Consider the following 16,368-nt stretch of genomic DNA (forward strand, 5'->3'; position numbering starts at 1 on the left):
GATGACCGTGTCCGGACGTTTCGTCGCCCTGCTCGCGCTGGGCGCCGTCCCCGTCGTGCTGCTCGGCGGCCAGGCGGGGCTCGCCTACGCCGCGCTCGGCGGCTGGGTGCTGCTGTGCCTGGCGCTGGGGTCGATCGACCTCGCGCTGGCAGTGTCCCCGCGCCGGCTCCGGCTCAGCAGGGAGCTGCCCGCCCGGGTGCGCCTCGGGACGGAGGCCACGAGCGCGCTGTTCGTCACGAACGCCGGGACGCGGACGCTGCGCGGCACGCTCCGGGACGCCTGGGAGCCGTCCGCGGGCGCCGAGCCGACCCGCACCGCCATCGCCATCCCGCCGGGGGAACGCCGGCGCGTGCAGGTGTCGCTGACGCCGTGGCGGCGCGGCGAGCGACGGGTGGAGCAGGTCACCGTCCGGGCGTGGGGGCCGCTGGGCCTGTGGGCGCGCCAGGCGACGCTGGCCGCGCCCGGCCGCATCCGGGTGCTGCCGCCGTTCGCCTCGCGCAAGCACCTGCCGTCGCGGCTCGCCCGGCTCCGGGAGCTGGAGGGCGCCACGAGCGTCATGCTGCGCGGCCAGGGCACCGAGTTCGACTCGCTGCGCGAGTACGTGCGCGGCGACGACGTGCGCTCCATCGACTGGCGGGCGACCGCCCGCAGGCACGACCCGACCGGAGGCCGCGGCGCGCGCGTGATGGTGCGCACTTGGCGGCCGGAGCGCGACCGCCGGGTGGTCCTGGTGATCGACACCGCCCGCACCTCCGCGGCGCGCATCGCGGACGAGCCGCGCATCGACACGGCGTTCGAGGCGTCGCTGCTGCTCGCCGCCCTCGCCACCCGGGCGGGCGACCGCGTCGACCTGCTGGCGTACGACCGGGTCGTGCGCGGGCGCGTGCAGGGGGCGGCCGGTCCCGAGCTGCTGTCCCGGATGGTGGACGCGATGGCGGGAATCGAGCCCGCGCTCATCGAGATGGACTGGTCGGCGGTGCCGGCGCAGGTGGGCGCGATGACCAGCCAGCGCTCGCTCGTCGTGCTGCTGACCTCGCTCGACGCCCCCGGCGGCTCGCGCGGCCTGCTGTCCGTGCTGCCGCAGCTCACCCGGAAGCACCTCGTGCTGGTGGCGAGCGTCACCGACCCCGACACCGAGGCCGCCATCGCCCGGCGGGATCGACGCGAGGACGTCTACCTGGCGGCCTCCGCCGAGCGTGCGCTGCTGGACGTCGCGCGCGTGTCCGCCGCGGTCCGCCGGCTCGGCGGCGAGGTGGTCACGGGCTCCCCCGCCGACCTCCCGCCCGCGCTCGCGGACCGCTACCTCGCGCTGAAGGCCGCCGGCCGCCTCTGAGCACCACCGGCACATTCGTGCCGAATGTCGCGTCGCGCGTCCCGATACCGCACATTCGTGCCGAATCGCGCCCTAGCCTGGAGCGCCAGATTCGTGACGAATGTGCGGTTTGGCGACGCGAAAGCAGACATTCGTGCCGAATGCCGGGAGGGTCAGCCGGCGACGACGCGGCGGTCGCCCGCCTCGAACTCGGTGAGGTCCCCGGTCTCGCCCGCGCGCACCGCGCGGCGGCCGACGAACAGCATGTAGAAGAGGTACGCGCCGAGGGCGAGCACGCCGATCCCGATCTTGACCCACACCGGCAGGTCCGACGGGGTGACGAAGCCCTCGATCAGCCCGGACACGAAGAGGCTGATCGCGCAGCCGACCGCGACCGTGAACAGCGCGCGGCCGTCCTCGGCGAGCGCCTGCCCGCGGGTGCGCGCGCCCGGCGCGATCCAGGCCCAGAAGATCCGCAGGCCCGCCGCGGCGGCGACGAAGACGCTGGTGAGCTCGAGGAGGCCGTGCGGCAGGATGTACGAGAACAGCACGTCGCCGCGGCCGTACGCGAACATGACGCCCGCCGCCGTGCCGATGCCGACCGCGTTCTGCACGAGCACGTACGGCACCCAGATCCCGGTGATCCCGAAGGCGATGCACTGCGCGGCGATCCAGGCGTTGTTGGTCCACACCTGCCCGGCGAACGAGGCGGCGGGGTTGTTCGAGTAGTAGTCGACGAAGGAGTGGTTCACGTACTGCTTCAGCGCGGCGTCGTCGCCGAGGTTGCGCAGCACGCCGGGGTTGCCGGTGATCCACAGCGCGTAGAGCGTCGAGACGATGATCGTCGCGACCGCCACCGCCAGCACGATCCAGCGGATCCGGTACAGCGCGGCCGGCAGCTGGAGGGCGAAGAAGCGCGGGAGCTGCGACAGCGGGTTCGCGCCCGCCCCGGTGAAGCGGAGCCGGGCCGACGCGAGCGTCACCGAGAGCCGGTCCCCCACCGTGGTCGAGCCCGCGCTCGTCTGGATGGCGGACAGGTCGGCCGCCCCGGACTGGTAGAGGTCGATCAGCTCGTCGGCGTCGCGGCCGTCGAGGCGGCGCCGCCGGGCCAGCCGGCCGAGGCGTTCCCAGTCCGCGCCGTGCGCTGCAGTGTATGCGTCGAGATCCATCTGCTTGAATGATAGCCATGACGGCATCCGCGCCCATCCTCCCGAGCGGGGGGCTTCCGAACGCGGGCCTGTCGAGTCCGGGGCCGCGGGGCGCGGCGCCCGGCGAGCGCGAGCTGATCACCGGCGAGGCCGTCACCCTCGACGTCAAGCCGGCGAGCTACATCCTGCGCGCCGCGGGCACGATGATCGACTGGCTGTTCTCCATGCTGGTGATGCTCGGCTGCGTCCTGCTCCTGGTGGCGACCGGGGGCGGCCTCGACCAGGCGCTCATCCGGGTGCTGATCGTGCTCATCCTCGTGTTCGGCACCGTGATCCTGCCCACCGCGATGGAGCTGCTGACCCGGGGCCGCTCGCTCGGCCGGCTCGCGGTCGGCGCCAGGATCGTGCGCGACGACGGCGGGGCGACCGGCTTCCGGCACGCGTTCATCCGCGCACTCACCGGCGTGCTCGAGATCTACCTGACGTTCGGCGGGATCGCCGCGCTGACCGGCCTCCTCAACTCGCGCTCCAAGCGCCTCGGCGACCTGCTGGCCGGCACCTACAGCCAGCTGGAGCGGGTCCCGAAGCCCCAGCCGCTCGCGCTGTACCTGCCGCCGCAGCTGTCGGCCTGGGCTGTGAACGCCGACGTCGGGAGGCTGCCGGACCGGCTCTCCCGCCGGATCGCGCAGTTCGTCCGGCAAGCCCCGCAGCTGACCGCCGCCGCACGGATCGGGCTGAGCACGGAGCTCGCCCGCGAGGCGGCGCCGTACGTGTCGCCGCTGCCGCCGGTCGACGCCGAGACGTTCCTGGTCGGCGTCGCCGTGCTGCGCCGCCGGCGCGACGCGGCCGGGCTGGCGCTGGAGGCCGAGCGGCTGCAGCGCCTCCAGCCCGTGCTGGACGCCCTCCCGCACTCGTTCCCGGATCGCTGAGCACCTCCCCGCAGCGGCCGGGCCGACCATCCCTGGAGCCCCGATGACCGAGTACCGTGCCCACTTCGACGCCGCCGTGTCGTTCGTCAACGGCGGCGGCCTGACCGCGGAGGGCTTCCGGCTCGACGTCCCGTCCGCGGACGTCGGCGAGGAGGAGGTCGCCGAGCTGTTCGTCCGCCACCTCGGCCTCGCGCTCGTCGGCGCCGTGGAGCTGCGCGACCTGCGCATCGTCAAGGAGCCGCACCGCGGGAGCCGCGGGGTCGCGACGCCTCCCGCGGCGCAGGAGGCGCATTCGGGCCGGGTGGTCGATCTCAGTCACCCCATCCGCACCGGCCTGGTGACCTACCCCGGGCTGCCCGCCCCGGCCATCACCCCGCACCTCACCCGGGAGGCGTCCCGCGAGCGCTACGCCCCCGGCACCGAATTCGCGATGGACGTCATCACGATGATCGGCAACACCGGCACCTACCTCGACAGCCCCTACCACCGCTATGCCGACGGCGGCGACCTCGCGTCGCTCGACCTGTCGACGCTGGTCGGCCTCCCCGCCGAGGTGTTCCACCTCCAGGACGCCGGCGAGCGCGGCATCCCCGCGGAGGTGTTCTTCGACCGCGATCTGGCCGGCACGGCCGTGCTGCTGCACACCGGCTGGGACGCCCGGTTCGGCACGCCCGCCTACGCGTCGGGCGCGCCCTACCTCACCGAGGCGGGCGCGCAGCACCTGGCCGACGCGGGAGTGACGCTGGTGGGCATCGACTCCCTCAACATCGACGACACCGAGAACGACGGCTCCCGCCCGGCGCACAGCATCCTGCTCGCCCACAGCATCCACGTGGTCGAGCACCTCACCCGCCTCGGCGACCTCCCCGCCCGCGGCGCGCGCTTCACGGCGGCGCCGCCGGCGGTCGAGGGCTTCGGGACGTTCCCGGTGCGGGCGTTCGCGGAGGTGTGACCCTCCGCAACCTCGCTCAGTCGTGCAGGATCTTCTGGAACAGCACGTGGTCCTGCCAGCGCCCCGCGATCTTCAGGTAGTTCGGGGCCACGCCGATGCGCTCGAAGCCGGCGCGGGTGAGCACCGACTGGGACGCGTGGTTGGCCAGCAGGGTCGCCGCCTGGACGCGGTGCAGGGCGTAGTCGTCCCTCGCCGCGTCGAGGAGCGCCGTCAGCGCCACCGAGGCGAGGCCGCGGCCGGTGTGGCCGCGATCCAGCCAGTAGCCGACCATCGCGCTCTGGAACGCTCCGCGGACGATGTTGCTCAGGTCGATCCCTCCGGCGATCTCGTCGCCGTCCACGATCACGAGCGGGACCGCCGTCTCCAGCGAGCGCAGCGCGAGCAGTTCGAGCGTGCGGGTGCGCTGGCCGGCCTCGGTGAAGAAGTCCTCGGAGCGGGTCGGGTCCCAGGGGGCGAGGTGGCCGCGGTTGCGGGTGTAGGCGGCCGCGAGCGCCGCGGCGTCCTCCTCCCGGCGCAGGCGCAGCAGGAGGCCGCCGGGGAGCTCCCGGTCTGCGAAGTCCAGCGCCATCAGTAGCGGTAGTGGTCGACTTTGTACGGGCCGTCGACCGGCACGCCGATGTAGGCGGCCTGCTCGTCCGTGAGGGTGGTCAGCTGCACGCCGAGGGCGGCGAGGTGCAGCCGCGCCACCTTCTCGTCGAGGTGCTTCGGCAGCACGTACACGCCGATCGGGTAGTTCTCGGTCGAGACGAACAGCTCCAGCTGGGCGAGCACCTGGTTGGCGAACGAGTTGCTCATCACGAAGCTCGGGTGGCCGGTCGCGTTGCCGAGGTTCATCAGCCGGCCCTCGGAGAGCACCAGGACGCTGCGGCCGTTCGGCAGCCGCCACTCGTGGACCTGCGGCTTGATCTCCACCTTCTCGGCGCCGGGCAGCGCCTCCAGGGAGGCCATGTCGATCTCGTTGTCGAAGTGGCCGACGTTGGCGACGATGGCGAGGTGCTTCATCGCGAGGATGTGGTCCAGCGTGACCACGTTGACGTTGCCCGTGCCGGTGATGACGATGTCGACCTGGTCGATCACGGACTCCAGCGTGGCGACCTGGAAGCCGTCCATCGCCGCCTGCAGCGCGTTGATCGGGTCGATCTCGCTGACGATCACGCGGGCGCCCTGGCCGCGGAGCGCCTCCGCCGCGCCCTTGCCCACGTCGCCGTAGCCGGCGACGAACGCGACCTTGCCGCCCATGAGCACGTCGGTGGCGCGGTTGAGACCGTCGGGCAGGGAGTGCCGGATGCCGTACTTGTTGTCGAACTTGCTCTTGGTGACCGAGTCGTTGACGTTGATCGCCGGGAACAGCAGCTCGCCGTGCTTGGCCAGCTCGTAGAGGCGGTGCACGCCGGTCGTGGTCTCCTCGGTGACGCCGAGGATGCCGTCCGCGATCCGGGTCCAGCGGTCGGTGGAGGTCGCCAGCGACGCGCGCAGCGCGGCGAGGATGACGCGGTACTCGTGGCTGTCGCCCTCTGCGTCGTCCGGCACGGCGCCGGCGAGCTCGAACTCGCGGCCCTTGTGGACCAGGAGGGTGGCGTCGCCGCCGTCGTCGAGGATCAGGTTGGGGCCGGTCCAGTCGGCGCCAGCCGCTGCCGCCTCGGAGCTCCAGTCGAAGATCTGCTGCGTGCACCACCAGTATTCGTCGAGGGTCTCGCCCTTCCATGCGAAGACCGGGACGCCGGCCGGCGCCTGGGGCGTGCCGCCCGGGCCGACGGCGATGGCGGCGGCGGCCTCGTCCTGGGTGGAGAAGATGTTGCAGCTCGCCCAGCGCACCTGCGCGCCGAGGGCCACGAGCGTCTCGATCAGCACCGCGGTCTGCACGGTCATGTGCAGGGAGCCCGCGATGCGCGCGCCGGTGAGCGGCTTGGACGCGCCGAACTCCGCGCGGAGGGCCATCAGGCCGGGCATCTCGTTCTCGGCGAGCCGGATCTGGTGCCGGCCGGCCTCGGCGAGCGACAGGTCGGCGACGCGGAACGGCAGGGATGTTTCAGTGACGGCGGAAGGCATGCGCTTATTCTCCCATGCATGCGCTCGCGCGCCAGTGGGATGACGCCCCTGCGGGCTAGTCGGCGCGGATGAGCGCCAGCACCTCGTCGCGGATGCGCGTCATCGTGGGGGCGTCCGCGGCCTCCACGTTGAGGCGCAGCAGCGGCTCGGTGTTGGACGGACGCACCGAGAACCACCAGAACGGCTCGGTCTCGTCGGTGAAGCCGGTGACGGTGAGTCCGTCGAGCTCGTCGAACTCCGCGCGGCCGGTGAACGCCTCGACCACGCGCGCGTAGGCGGCGGGGACGTCCTCCACCGTCGAGTTGAGCTCGCCGGACTGCGAGTACGGCGAGTACGCGGCGGCCAGCTCGGACAGCGGCCGCTCCTGCGCGCCGAACTCGGCCAGCAGGTGCATCGCGGCCAGCATGCCGTTGTCGGCGCTCCAGAAGTCGCGGAAGTAGTAGTGCGCCGAGTGCTCGCCGCCGAAGACCGCCCCGGTCTCGCGCATGGCGGCCTTGATGAGCGAGTGGCCGACGCGCGTGCGGTACGGCGTCGCCCCGGCCGCCTCGATCGTCTCCGGGACGATGTTCGAGGTGATCAGGTTGTGGATGACGGTGATCGGCGCGTCCGGGTCCTCCGCGCGGGCGCGGTCGATCTCGCGGAGCGCGACGATGGCGGCGACCGCGGAGGGCGACACCGCGGCGCCGGTCTCGTCGACGACGAAGCAGCGGTCGGCGTCGCCGTCGAAGGCGAGCCCGAGGTCGGCGCCATGCTCGACCACGGCCGCCTGGAGGTCGACCAGGTTCGCCGGCTCCAGCGGGTTGGCCTCGTGGTTGGGGAAGGTGCCGTCGAGCTCGAAGTACAGCGGGACGATCTCGATCGGCAGCGCGGGCAGCCCGGCGGCCTCGCCCAGCACGGCGGGGACGGTGAGACCGCCCATGCCGTTGCCCGCGTCGACCACGACGCGGATCGGCCGGATCGCGCTGAGGTCGACCAGCCCGCGCAGGTAGGCGGCGTAGTCGGCCAGGACGTCCTGCTCGCGGTAGGAGCCGGGCTCGGCCACGGACTCCAGACCCTCGACCAGGTACACGGCGGCGCGGTCGCGGATGGCGGCGAGGCCGGTGTCGAGGCTCAGGCCCTGGGCGCCGGCGCGCGACAGCTTGATGCCGTTGTAGCTGGCCGGGTTGTGGCTGGCGGTGAACATCGCGGCGGGCGCCTGCAGGGCGCCGGACGCGAAGTAGGACTCGTCGGTGGAGCACAGCCCGATCGACACGACGTCCGCTCCGCGCGCCTGGGCGCCCCGGGCGAACGCGGCGGCGAACTCCGGCGAGGAGTCGCGCATGTCGTGGCCGACGACGACCTCCGAGCCCGCCGCGCCGATCTCGTCGACGAAGCCCGCGGCGATCGCGGTCACGACCTCCGGGGTCAGTCCGCTGCCGACCAGCCCGCGGACGTCGTAGGTCTTGACCACCCCGGCCAGGGCCTCGCGGACGTCGTCGATCGAGTCAGATGTGTGCATCCGGTCACCCTACTTGATCTCGCCGAACACCTCGTGCCGCACGATCTGCCAGCCCTGCGGCGCCGACAGGCGCTCCGCGTGGATGGCGCACAGGTCGTAGGAGTGCGGCTCGTGGTGGAGGCTGAGCGGGCCGAGGACGGCCATCGAGTCCGCGTACACGTAGGTCAGCGTCGACACGGCGTCGCGCGGACACGCGACACGGGAACACGGGCGGCTCAACATCGCGCTCAGACTACCCGAGCGCCGCCGACGTAGGATTGCGACATGCCCCGCAACCGCCGCACCAGCAGCAACCCCCCGGCGACCAGCCGGTGGCGCAGCCGTCACGGACGCGGCGCGCGCGGGCCGGTGACGGGCCCGCACCTGCCGATGCTGCAGAACCGCATCGACTTCTTCGACATGACCGTCGCCTCCACCGCCGACTACCTCAAGGGCGTCTGGCCGGACGAGCTGGCGAACGTGCACTTCGAGGTCGCGGCCACCCCGGTCGGCAACACCGGGAGCGACGGCGTCGACCGCTGGTACGTCGACCACGCCCGCCGCAGGATCGTGCTCTACCGGGTGCCCATCCAGCGCCTGACGAAGCTGCACCGCGACGACGACCTGCACCGCCGGATGTACATCGAGGGCTGCGTGTTCCGGGCCGTCGCCGAGCTCCTCGGCAAGGACCCCTGGGACCTCGCGCCCGACCGCTTCCGGCACTTCTGACCGGAGCCGCCGCAGCGCGGCACGGGCTCAGTGCGGGTAGACCTCGATGGGCGCCGCGAGCGGTCCGGCCGGCGAGACGGCGTACGAGCTGGCCTGCCCGTCGCCGGCGAAGCTGACGCTGACCACGAGCCCCTCCGCGCCCGTCACGGTGTAGCGGCCGGCAGTCACCCCTGCGTTCGCACCGCCCTCCGCGGGCACCGTCAGGGCGATCGGCGACCCGGACTCGGGCTGGAGCTTGACCTTCACGTCCTTGTCCTCGGCGTTCGCGAAGTGGACGAGCGTCTTCGGCCCGACCGGGATCGCGACCAGCTGGTCGCCCGTGAGCGGCGGCGACGAGACGAACCAGGCGAAGTCGCGGGTCTTGCTCCCGATCACCGAGGTGCGCACCGCGGCCACGACCGGGACGCTGGAGCGGACGGTGACGGTGAAGTTGCCGTCCTTGAGGTGGTCGAGCGGGATCTCCGCGACGTTGCCGGCCTTCACCGTCTGCGCGTACGAGTCGCCCGCGGCGGTGCCGCTCTCGCCGACGGCGCCGATCGTGACCTGCGCGTCCTGCGTGCCGGGCACGAAGAGCCGCACGGTCGGGAACTCCACGCTGACGCTCTCGGAGGACTGCGCGGCCGTGATGGCGGCGAGCGACGCGATCGTGACGCCGGAGATGGTCTGCACCCGGGAGGGCGCACCGGTGGGGCCTGCGAGCTCCGCGCCGCGCGGCTCGATGCCCTGCTCGAAGCTCTGCTGCATCGTGGCGACGACCTCGCCGCCGCTGGTGGACACGTGGACGACCGGAGCGGTCGCGGAGGGGGCGAGGCCGGCGAGCGGCACCACCTTCTGCGCGCCGGCCGGGACGACGATGCCGGTGGCGCCCGGCGCGCTGACCCGCCCGGTCTCGGTGAAGATGTCGAGGTTGACGGTCGCGTCCACGGACGTCGGGTTGGAGAGCAGCACGAGGCTGGTCTGGCCGAGCGTCGTCGCTCCGGCCACCAGCCAGCTGTCGGCCGACGCCTCGGCGCAGGAGGCCGCGGCCAGGCCGGAGAGGTCGGGGCTGACGACGTTCTGGATCTGGGCGCCGCCGAACAGCGGCGGCTTGGTCGCGCCGCGCGGGGTCGCCGCGGTCAGGGCCAGCGGGGCCTGGTCGGGCGCGGCGGCGGAGGCGTCCGGCGTGAGGTTCCGGGTCTGGACGTCGGGGCCGTCCGTGCCGTAGACGGACGACGCGTTGCCGATCGCGCTCGGGCGGGAGGCCTGCCCGGCGTCGGCCGCGAGGGCGAGCACCGGACCGGGGCAGACGCGCTGCTGGTCGGCCGGCACCGGGTGCACGGTCTGCGACGGCGCGCCGATCGCGAAGTCGGGCAGCGGCAGCAGGGTCGCCCCCGCGATCACGGCGACGGCGATCCCGACGCCGACGAGGGCTCCGATCGCACGGGCGCCGCCCTGGGCGAGGGCACGGCGGTCAGCCACGATCGCTCCTCTCGATGGACGGGCGGGGTCGGATGATGGTCTCGTCCAGACCGTCCTCCAGGGTGGTCGGCGCGTCGAAGGAGACGACGGCCTGGAGGGCGAAGTCGCGCGCGGCCGAGTCGGGCTCCGGGGCCACCGGCTCGGAGGTGCGAGGCGTCCCGGCCTCGGGCTCGGGTGCGGGCTCGGGCGTCGGCGCGACGGCGGGCTCGGGCGCGGGCTCGGGCGTCGGCGCGACGGCGGGCTCGGGCTCTGCCGACACCGGCTCGGCGGCCACCGGCTCCGCGGCCACGGGCTCGGCCGCGACCGGCTCGGGCTCGACGAACGCGTCCGGCAGCAGCGCAGGCTGCTCAGGCGCCACGGCGGCCTCGGCGGCCGGCTCCGACCGTGCGGAGTCCGCCGACTCGTGACGGGCCTCGCGGGCCTCGTCCTCGTCCGCCGACTCGATCGCCGCCTCGTCGTCGGGCTCGGCGTCCCACTCGTCCAGCGTCTCCTCGGCGAGCGGGTGGTCGCCGTCCGTCGGCGTCTCCGGCTCGTCGTCCGGCTCGACCGCGGGCGGCTCTCCGCCGTGCTTGCGCGCGGGGCGGCGGGAGTTGAGCTCGGACACCCGGTCCGCGGAGCGCGTGGTCGGGATGGCGAGCAGCAGCGTCAGGCCGACGATCACGCCCTGGACGAGGAGCACGATCAGCCGCCACATCCCGCCGGCGTCCGGCGGGATCTGCGCCGCGGGCGGCACCGCGGCGGTGCCGCGGTCGAAGGCCCAGAGCGAGCCGGTCGCGGTCTGGCCGACCGGGACGAGCAGGGAGTTCGCGTCCATCGCGACGCCCGCCCGGGTCCGCGTGGCGTCGGCGGCCGCGGTGTCCGGCTTCACCCCGACGTGCTCGTCGAGGGCGGTCGCCGACGGGGACAGCAGCACGAAGTCGATCCCGAGCCGCTTGAGCTCGCCGGACGCGTCGTAGCCGCTCCGCGACGACAGGTTGCCGGCGAGCGTCGCGAGCTCGCGCTGACCGGAAGTCAGCGAGCGCGCGGTCGAGCTGAGCGTGCTCTGGCCATCGAGGGTCACGCCCGCGCCACGGACGACCTCGGCCTGGATGCCGCCGTCCGGCTGCGGGGTGATCCGGAGCGTCCCGGCCCGCGGCTGGGTGGCCGCCTTCGCGGTGACGACCGCCGGTATCGTGCGGCCGTCGCTCGCCGTCACCAGCGCCTGGCCGTCGTGGGTGGCGAGCGCCGACGGCACCGCCGCGATCGCGATGGTCGCCATCGCGACCCACGCCGGGGCCAGCGCGCCGCGGCGGAGCGCCGAGAGCGCCAGGACGGCCGCTCCGACCAGCCCGAGCCAGTAGAGGCTCACCGCGCTGCCCGGCCAGATCGGGACGACGGCAGAGCCGGACACCGCCAGCTCAAGGTGGAGCGCCAGCACCGCGGTCAGGAACCCGGCGAGGGCGACCAGCAGCGCGACGATCGCGCGGACCGTGCCGCGCAGGAACAGGGCGAGGATGGCCAGGACGCCGAGCGGCGCCAGCAGGATCGGGACGATCACGTTGCCGGGCAGTGCGCTCAGGCCGAAGGACTGCGCGAGGGTGTGCCAGCCGCCGAGGGCGCCGTCCGGGAAGCCGAGGGCGAGCTGCCAGGCCGGCGTCTGCCTGGCGTCGAGCGGGACGCCCGGGTCCGCGAAGATCGAGAGCCAGGCACCGCGGGAGACCTGCTGCCAGACCAGCGGCGCGAACAGCACCACGGCGGGCAGGGGGATGAAGACGATGCGCGCCGCGCGCCGGCCGGCGAACACGATGGCGGCGATCCAGGCCACCACGAGAGCCGGGATGAGCACGGGCGCGCAGGCGACGGTCGCCGCGGCGATCAGGGCGGTCGTCGCGCTGGCGGTCCAGGACCGGCGGGCCGCCAGCCCCGCGAAGAACAGCCACGGGAGCAGCACGTGCGCGAGCACCGCGCCCGGCCGGCCGCCCTGCAGCGCGACGAACAGGGTCGGCGCGAGAGCGTAGACGACGGCGGCGAAGGCCCGCAGGGTGGGCCGCACGGTCAGTCGCGCGGCGGCGAGCCAGGCTCCCAGCGCCGCCAGCGGGAGCGCGAGCAGCCAGAGCGCCACGAGCGAGACGCTGGGCTGCCAGAAGGTCAGGGTGCCGAGCACGGCGAGGACCGCGGAGAACGGGTCGGCGGCGCCGGTGAGGCCGAGGTTGATGTCGCGCCAGCCGTAGCCGAGGTTCGCCCAGAGCTCGCCGACCGAGCTGTTCAGCGGCAGCATCCCGCCGCCGGTGATCGCGCCGGAGCCGGCCAGCGGGTAGAACAGCACAACGCCGACGGCCAGCATCGCGAGCACGGTCCAGCCGCCTCCGGTGCCCCAGAAGTCGAGGTCCTGGCGCTCGCCCTGCTGCCGCACCATCGCCGCTTCGCGTTTGAGCGCGCGGCCGCGGCGCACCTCGGCGAACGGCAGGCGCAGCGGGGCGATCGCCGCCCAGCCCACCGTGCGGGCGCGGGCGAGCCTGCGGCGCGCGTTGCTGACCGCGAGTCCGGAGAAGGCGACCCGGAACGCCGCGCCGAGCTCACCGCCGACGGAGCCGGGCTCCTTGCGCAGCACGCGCAGCAGCGAGCGCAGGATCGCGAGCGGCACCAGGGTCAGCCAGTGCGGGACGAGCGCCCAGCCCGGCGCGTAGACCATCCGGCGGTGCAGCTGCGCGCGCCGGCGCTCCCCGGCGAGCTTGCGGCGCACCGACCACTTGCGCGACAGGTTCGGGCCGGCGACCCCGTCGCCGCCGACCGCGACGCGGGCCTGAGCCACGAGCGTGACGCGGTAGCCCGCCAGGCGGGCCCTGGTGCAGAAGTCGAGGCCGTCGTCGATGGTCGGCAGGGCGGGGTCGAAGCCGTCGAGGGCCTCCCACACCGGCTGGCGGACGAGCATGCCGGCCGAGGAGACGGCGAGCACGTCGCTGAGGCCGTCGTGCTGCGCCTGGTCGAGCTCGTTCTCGACCAGCGGGAGGGACGCGCCGAACGGCGTCATCGACTCGCCGAACTCGCGGATGAACGCGGCGTCCTCCGCGTCGACCAGCTTGGGCCCGACGACGGCCACCGACGGGGACACCTCGAGCGCGCCGAGCAGCCGCTCCAGCGCCTCGGGCTCCGGGGCGGTGTCGTGGGCGAGCAGCCAGAGCAGCTCGTCGGACGAGCTGGTGGGGGGAAGGACGCGGACGGCGGTCGCGATCGCGGCGCCGAAAGGCAGCTTCTCCGGGCTCCGGAGAAGCTGGGTGGGCTTCGCGTCGGCGAGCAGGCGGGCGGCATCGTCCGTGCTCGCGCAGTCGACGGCGATCACGGCGTCCGGCTGACGGGTCTGCGCCGCGAGGGCGTCGAGAGTGCGCTGCAGGCGGGTGCCGCCGCTCGGGGCGACGACGATGGCGGTGACTCTCGGATACATCGGGAGTCAGCCTAAGTTGGGGCTGCGCCGATCCCGGTAGTGCGTCGGGCGCGGCGCGTATTCGACCCGGTCAGCCCGCGCGCTTGCGGAGCTTGCGGCGCTCGCGCTCGGAGAGCCCGCCCCAGATCCCGAACCGCTCGTCGTTGGCGAGCGCGTACTCGAGGCACTGGGACCGGACCTCGCACGAGGTGCAGATCCGCTTCGCGTCACGCGTGGAGCCGCCCTTCTCGGGGAAGAACGCCTCCGGATCCGTCTGCGCGCACAGGGCGTCGGACTGCCAGGCGAGCGGGTTGTCGTCGTCGACACCCGCCCGGACTCCCGGAACCCCGAGTCGCACCGGATCGATGAACCAGTCGTCGGGTACCCCAGAACGATATTCAGGAATTGCCATATCGGTCTCCCCACCCTTAACTGCCGAGGACACATTTGTCGTGTCGCAATAATTACACCGTTGTCATTCGCTTCCGTCAAGTCGCGAATCGTAAAGCCTGGATGCCTGGTCGAGAGTTCACGACGCGCCGAGGCTCGACAACAATCGCGACACGCCCGACCTGTCTACCCCCATCGACCGGGAGATCAGGACGCCGCCTGGCGTGCTTCCCAGGCGCTGCCTACCATTTCGGCGAGAGTGTGGCGCATCTTCCAGTCGAGATCGCGCGCGGCGAGCTCTCCTGAGGCAACGATCCTCGCCGGGTCGCCCGGCCGTCGAGGCCCCACTTCTGGGGTGAAGGCGATCCCCGTCACGCGGGCCACCGTGGACATGATCTCGCCCACGCTGACGCCGTCGCCGCTGCCCAGGTTGTAGACGGCCTCGATCGGCTCGCCCGCGTCGAGCCGCTTGGCGGCGGCGACGTGCGAGACGGCGAGGTCGGCGACGTGGATGTAGTCGCGCACGCAGGTCCCGTCCGGCGTCGGGTAGTCGTCGCCGTTGACCCGCGGGGTCCGGCCGGCGACGAGCGCGTCGAAGACCAGCGGGAACAGGTTGTGCGGGCTGGTGTCGCGCAGCGCGGGGTCGCCGGAGCCGACGACGTTGAAGTAGCGCAGCGAGGTGTGCCGCAGCGACGCGGCGACGCCCTGGTCGCGCAGCAGCCACTCCCCGATCAGCTTGGACTCCCCGTACGGCGACTCCGGGCTCTTCGGCGTGGCCTCGGTGACGATGTCGACGTCGGGCGTCCCGTACACCGCGGCCGAGGAGGAGAAGACGATCGCGTCGACCCCCGCCTCCTGCATCGCGGCGAGCAGCACCGCGGTCGCCGTGACGTTCTGCTCGTAGGTGTGCAGCGGGCGCTGGACCGACACCCCGGCGTACTTGAAGCCGGCGACGTGAACGACCCCGGTGACGGTGTTCTCCCGGAAGATCCGCTCCAGCAGCGCACCGTCGAGGATGGTGCCGCGGTAGAAGGGCACGCTCGCCGGCACGAACTCCTCGTGCCCGCTGGAGAGGTCGTCGACCACGACGACCTCGATGCCCTCGGCGAGGAACGCCCGCACCACGTGGGAGCCGATGTAGCCGGCCCCTCCAGTCACCAACCACGCCACGGGCGTCCTCCTGCTTCGATACGGAACGAGGGATTCACAGCAACCCTAGCGTTCGAAGCCCTCCGGGCCGCCGCCGTGCGCCCGGCGCCGCCGGTCAGACGAAGGCGGCCTCCCCGGTGATCGCCCGGCCCACGATCAACGTGTTCATCTCGCGCGTGCCCTCGTAGGAGTACACCGCCTCGGCGTCGGCGAAGAACCGCGCGACGTCGTACTCGATGACGATGCCGTTGCCGCCCATCAGCTCGCGGCAGCGGGCGACGGTCTCGCGCATCCGCGCCGTCGCGAACGCCTTGGCGAGCGCGGAGTGCTCGTCGCGCTGCTCGCCGGCGTCCAGCATCTGGGAGACCCGGGTGCAGAGGGCGATGGAGGCGGTGATGTCGCCGATGGACTTCACCAGCAGGTCCTGGATCAGCTGGTGCTTGGCGATCGGCTTGCCGAACTGGACGCGCTCCTTCGCGTAGCGCAGCGCCGCCTCGTAGGCGCCGACGGCGACGCCGACGGCGGCCCAGGCGACCTCGGCGCGGGTCTCGCGGAGGACGGCGGCGGTGTCGCGGAAGCTGTTCGCGTTCTGGAGGCGCAGCGACTCCGGCACGCGCACGTTCTCGAGCGTGATGTCGGCGTTCTGGACGATCCGCAGCGACTGCTTGCCCTCGATCTTGGTGGCGGTGTAGCCGGGCGTGCCGGTGGGGACGATGAAGCCCTTCACCTGGCCGTCCTCCGCGCTCTTGGCCCAGATCACCGTGATGTCGCTGAAGGTGGCGTTGCCGATCCAGCGCTTGGAGCCGTTGAGGATCCAGTCGTCGCCGTCGCGCGTCGCGATCGTGCGCAGCCCCTGGGCCGAGTCGGAGCCGGAGTCGGGCTCGGTGAGCCCGAACGCGCCGATCACCTCCCCGCTGGCGAGCTTCGGCAGCCACTCCGCCCGCTGCTCCTTCGAGCCGCAGATGCCGATCGCGCCGAGCGCCAGACCGTTCTGCACTCCCACATAGGTGCTGACCGACGCGTCGACGCGGGCGAGCTCCAGGGCGACCCAGCCGCGGAAGACCGCCGAGTTCTCGAACGGCGCCGTCTCCTCGAAGCCCAGGCCGATCGCGCGGGCGCCGTGCAGCACGTCGACGATCTGCCGCGGGAACTCCGCGCGCTCCCAGTACTCGTTGACGATCGGCTTCAGCTCGGTCTCGAGCGCCGCGCGCAGGTTCGCGATGAACTCGCGCTCGCGCTCGGTCAGCTGGTTCTCGAAGCCGTAGAAGTCGCTGGCGAGGGATTCGAAGGCCATATGTGCTCCAGTGCATGCGGTCGGCAGAGACCGCCAGCCTAGGGACCGGCCGGGGGCGCGGCAAAGCGATTGGTACTTTGG

At 73.1% G+C, this 16,368-nt stretch carries 14 protein-coding genes; 4 read left to right on the forward strand and 10 right to left on the reverse strand.

The features are described 5' to 3' along the window. The first annotated feature begins 1 nt into the window (after position 1). Positions 2-1,333 (forward strand): DUF58 domain-containing protein, encoded by a 1,332-nt coding sequence (locus tag HNR13_RS16595; protein ID WP_179607570.1) that lies wholly within the window; start codon positions 2-4, stop codon positions 1,331-1,333. 152 nt (positions 1,334-1,485) lie between these two features. Here the strand turns inward: HNR13_RS16595 and HNR13_RS16600 are convergent, their stop codons facing one another. Then, complete coding sequence (locus HNR13_RS16600) at positions 1,486-2,481, reverse strand: stage II sporulation protein M (protein WP_179607572.1); 996 nt, start codon at positions 2,479-2,481, stop codon at positions 1,486-1,488. A 17-nt stretch (positions 2,482-2,498) separates the two neighbouring features. On the opposite strand from HNR13_RS16600, the gene HNR13_RS16605 reads away from it, so the two are divergent. Together HNR13_RS16605 and HNR13_RS16610 are read left to right on the forward strand one after the other, a co-directional pair. After that, the gene (locus tag HNR13_RS16605) at positions 2,499-3,389 is read left to right on the forward strand and encodes an RDD family protein (RefSeq protein ID WP_179607573.1); all 891 of its coding nucleotides are present in this window, start codon (positions 2,499-2,501) and stop codon (positions 3,387-3,389) included. A gap of 43 nt (positions 3,390-3,432) precedes the next feature. Continuing rightward, the gene (locus HNR13_RS16610; protein ID WP_179607575.1) at positions 3,433-4,341 is read left to right on the forward strand and encodes a cyclase family protein; all 909 of its coding nucleotides are present in this window, start codon (positions 3,433-3,435) and stop codon (positions 4,339-4,341) included. A gap of 16 nt (positions 4,342-4,357) precedes the next feature. On the opposite strand, the gene HNR13_RS16615 is transcribed toward HNR13_RS16610, so the two are convergent. From HNR13_RS16615 to HNR13_RS16630, 4 genes are read right to left on the reverse strand one after another with little or no spacing between them, the layout of a single operon-like run. After that, the gene (locus HNR13_RS16615; RefSeq protein WP_179607577.1) at positions 4,358-4,909 is read right to left on the reverse strand and encodes a GNAT family N-acetyltransferase; all 552 of its coding nucleotides are present in this window, start codon (positions 4,907-4,909) and stop codon (positions 4,358-4,360) included. Beyond that, positions 4,909-6,390 (reverse strand): adenosylhomocysteinase, encoded by a 1,482-nt coding sequence (gene ahcY / locus HNR13_RS16620; RefSeq protein WP_179607579.1) that lies wholly within the window; start codon positions 6,388-6,390, stop codon positions 4,909-4,911. The genes HNR13_RS16615 and ahcY overlap by 1 nt, the downstream gene beginning before the upstream one ends. A 55-nt stretch (positions 6,391-6,445) precedes the next feature. Next, on the reverse strand, positions 6,446-7,888 hold the full coding sequence (locus tag HNR13_RS16625) for a phosphomannomutase/phosphoglucomutase (RefSeq protein ID WP_179607580.1): 1,443 nt from the start codon (positions 7,886-7,888) through the stop codon (positions 6,446-6,448). Between the two features lie 9 nt (positions 7,889-7,897). After that, positions 7,898-8,110 carry a DUF3499 family protein gene (locus HNR13_RS16630; protein ID WP_179607582.1) on the reverse strand — a complete coding sequence of 71 codons (213 nt, stop codon included), beginning with the start codon at positions 8,108-8,110 and terminating at the stop codon, positions 7,898-7,900. A 42-nt stretch (positions 8,111-8,152) separates the two neighbouring features. On the opposite strand from HNR13_RS16630, the gene HNR13_RS16635 reads away from it, so the two are divergent. Continuing rightward, positions 8,153-8,596 carry a metallopeptidase family protein gene (locus tag HNR13_RS16635; RefSeq protein ID WP_179607584.1) on the forward strand — a complete coding sequence of 148 codons (444 nt, stop codon included), beginning with the start codon at positions 8,153-8,155 and terminating at the stop codon, positions 8,594-8,596. 27 nt (positions 8,597-8,623) lie between these two features. Here the strand turns inward: HNR13_RS16635 and HNR13_RS16640 are convergent, their stop codons facing one another. From HNR13_RS16640 to HNR13_RS16660, 5 genes are all read right to left on the reverse strand, one after another. Continuing rightward, a complete protein-coding gene (locus HNR13_RS16640; RefSeq protein ID WP_179607585.1) occupies positions 8,624-10,054 on the reverse strand; it encodes a DUF5719 family protein in 1,431 nt (476 codons plus the stop codon). Then, positions 10,047-13,475: a glycosyltransferase gene (locus HNR13_RS16645; protein ID WP_179607587.1), complete on the reverse strand. Its 3,429-nt coding sequence runs from the start codon at positions 13,473-13,475 to the stop codon at positions 10,047-10,049. The genes HNR13_RS16640 and HNR13_RS16645 overlap by 8 nt, the downstream gene beginning before the upstream one ends. 70 nt (positions 13,476-13,545) lie before the next feature. Continuing rightward, the gene (locus HNR13_RS16650) at positions 13,546-13,866 is read right to left on the reverse strand and encodes a WhiB family transcriptional regulator (protein ID WP_179607589.1); all 321 of its coding nucleotides are present in this window, start codon (positions 13,864-13,866) and stop codon (positions 13,546-13,548) included. Between the two features lie 185 nt (positions 13,867-14,051). Beyond that, positions 14,052-15,014: a UDP-glucose 4-epimerase GalE gene (gene galE / locus HNR13_RS16655; protein ID WP_179607591.1), complete on the reverse strand. Its 963-nt coding sequence runs from the start codon at positions 15,012-15,014 to the stop codon at positions 14,052-14,054. Between the two features lie 94 nt (positions 15,015-15,108). Beyond that, positions 15,109-16,287, reverse strand: a complete 1,179-nt coding sequence (locus HNR13_RS16660; RefSeq protein WP_179607593.1) for an acyl-CoA dehydrogenase family protein — start codon at positions 16,285-16,287, stop codon at positions 15,109-15,111. Positions 16,288-16,368: the final 81 nt, after the last annotated feature.

The sequence above is a fragment of the Leifsonia shinshuensis genome (assembly GCF_013410375.1).
Lineage (GTDB): Bacteria > Actinomycetota > Actinomycetes > Actinomycetales > Microbacteriaceae > Leifsonia > Leifsonia shinshuensis.